The organism is Neisseria sp. P0021.S005 (assembly GCF_051956955.1).
On sequence record NZ_JBQCWY010000447.1, the window covers coordinates 1 to 2,556 of the forward strand.

A 2,556-nucleotide genomic window follows, 5' to 3' on the forward strand; every position below is an offset into this window, starting at 1 on the left:
AATGCGGCAAAATAAGCCATCAGGAACAAATAGCCTGTAATCATAAGCATATTTTTCGTGGATTTGGTTTCGCGTCTAATCACGGTCAAAGTCGCGGCACACATCGGAGCATACACATACCAAGCCAAGAAGGCAAAGGCGGTCGGCAAGCCCCAGTTGTTGTGTATGATGGGAATTAATGCGTTTTGTACGGCATCTTCAGACGACGCGCTGACGGCATAAACGGTACCCAATGCGGCAACGACCACTTCGCGCGCGGCAATACCCGGAATCATGGCGATACACATTTCCCAAGTAAAACCCAAAGGTGCAAAAAACGGCTGAATAGCATGACCAAGCGTACCTGCCAAGCTGTAATCGATGGCGGCACCGGTTGCGCCTTCAGGCGGTTGCGGCCAGCTTACCAAGCCCCACAAGACCACGGCCAACGCAAAAATGATGGTACCCGCGCGTTTCAGGAAGGCTTTTACCCTATCCCACAAGCTGGTCATGATGTGTTTGAAGTTAGGCGTACGGAAAGTCGGCAATTCCATCAAAAGTGGGAATTGTTGCACATTGCCTTTCATCCGCGCCAAGCGTTTCATGATATACGCTGCCAATGCAGCCGACAGAATGCCTACGATATAAAGAATAAACAATGTCAGGCCTTGCAGGTTGAAAATCCCACCCACTGTACGGTCAGGAATAACAGCGGCGATAATCAGCGCATACACTGGCAAACGTGCGGAACAAGTCAGCAACGGCGCAACCGCGATGGTAACAAGGCGTTCGCGCGGGTCGTTAATGGTACGCGCCGACATCACGGCAGGAACGGCACAGGCAAAGCTGGACAAAAGGGGAATAAACGAACGGCCGGACAAACCGCTTTTTGCCATGATGTTATCCAGCAGGAAGGCTGCACGCGGCAGATAGCCTGAGTCTTCCAATAGCAGGATAAAGGCAAACAAAATCGTAATCTGCGGCAGGAACACCAACACGCTGCCCAAACCGGCAATGACGCCGTTGACGAGCAAGTCGCTGAGGATGCCCGGCTCCATGTTGGCGCCTATCCATTCGCCCAGCGCGGTAAAGCCGCCTTCGATGGCGTCCATAATCGGCGCCGCCCATGTGTAAACCGCTTGGAACACCATAAACAGGATGACCAGCAGCATAATCATGCCCCAGACGGGGTGCAGCACGATGTCGTCGAGTTTTTTGTGCCATGCGGGCAGCGTCATCTGGGTGCGTACCACTTGTGCCAAAATCGATTCGACTTCTTGATAAAGTTTGTCGCTATCCAGCGCATCGAGCGTGCGTTCGGCAGAGGCGGGGTTTGCGGGGAAAGAGCGTTTGCGCGGCAGCTTCGCCACGGCTTCGCGTACAGCCTGTACACCCGACGCGCTCACTGCAACTGTTTCCAAAACAGGTGCATCCAACAACTCGCTCAGTTTGGCCGCGTCGATATTCAAGCCCCTTTTGCGGGCCACGTCGCTCAAATTCAGCGACACCACCATAGGCAGTCCCAGCGTTTTCAGTTCCAAAATCATGCGCAGGGTCATACGCAGGTTGGTCGCGTCGGCAACGGCAATAATGGCATCGGGCGGAATGCCCATCTTGCCTACCATTACATCTTTCGCCACCGCTTCGTCGGGGCTGGTCGTGCGTAGGCTGTATGTGCCCGGCAGGTCGATAATGCGGACGGCCTCGTCGTCGAGGAAGGCGCCCTCGCGCTTATCGACAGTTACGCCCGGATAATTGGCAACCTTGGCATGTGAGCCGGTCAAACCGTTGAACAAAACGGTTTTGCCGCAGTTTGGCGCGCCAATCAAGGCAAAATAGCTTAGTTCCATCATTTTTCCTTATTCTTTCAGACGGCCTTAAACGGCCTCAACGATACGACACATAATCTTCCCGGCCTCTTCCAACCGCAGGGAAAATTGGGATTGATTGCCCAAGCGTACTGCAAACGGTCCTCTTCCAAAACCGCCCACGGCAATCACTTGCAACGGCATTCCGCTGGAAAAACCCAAATCCGCAAGACGACGGGTTACCAAGGAATCCAATTCACCAAAAACAGGGTTGGAAATAATAGAATCAATATGTACGACTGCGCCTTTTTTCAGGCGCGACAAAGGAATGGTAGACATAAGCCTCTCTTTTCATTTGTTTTAAAAGTAGATTATTAAAAAACGTGAGAAGAATGACGAATGTGTGGCACATTTGAAAGATTGGTTATGAGTGGCTATTTGCCTCTTCTTTCGATAAGTGCGGTTTGTTTTAAGTATTGTTATTTTCTTTGCTAATGATAAATCTTATTAATGTAAAAATCAAGTGTAACAAGATAAACTAAAAAGGCTGAAATCCTTTTATCATTAGGATTTCAGCCTTTTTATACACTCAACAAACTAAAGGCCGTCTGAAAGGTTTCAGACGGCCTTCAAAATAAAAAACCGAATCAAATCGGTTTTTTATTCCCATTCAGGGAAAGACTCTAAATTACAGAGCGTCTTTCAATGCTTTACCGGCACGGAATTTAGGAGTTTTAGCAGCAGCAATAGTCAAAGGCTCGCCAGTTTT

Annotated in this window: 3 protein-coding genes; all 3 read right to left on the reverse strand. The window is 50.0% G+C overall.

The window, feature by feature from the left end:
- The coding region (gene feoB / locus ACTHUE_RS15370; protein WP_440423925.1) for a ferrous iron transporter B at positions 1 to 1,829 on the reverse strand (1,829 nt) is incomplete at its 3' end.
- Positions 1,830 to 1,856: 27 nt separating this feature from the next.
- Positions 1,857 to 2,126, reverse strand: a complete 270-nt coding sequence (locus ACTHUE_RS15375; RefSeq protein WP_036490759.1) for a FeoA family protein — start codon at positions 2,124 to 2,126, stop codon at positions 1,857 to 1,859.
- Positions 2,127 to 2,475: 349 nt separating this feature from the next.
- Positions 2,476 to 2,556 (reverse strand): HU family DNA-binding protein (locus ACTHUE_RS15380; protein ID WP_440423926.1); only part of this gene is annotated, 81 nt, incomplete at its 5' end.

Coding starts and splice junctions, on each gene's coding strand:
- ACTHUE_RS15375 (WP_036490759.1), bottom strand. CDS start 2,126: ATGTCTACCATTCCTTTGTCGCGCCTGAAAAAAGGCGCAGTCGTACAT.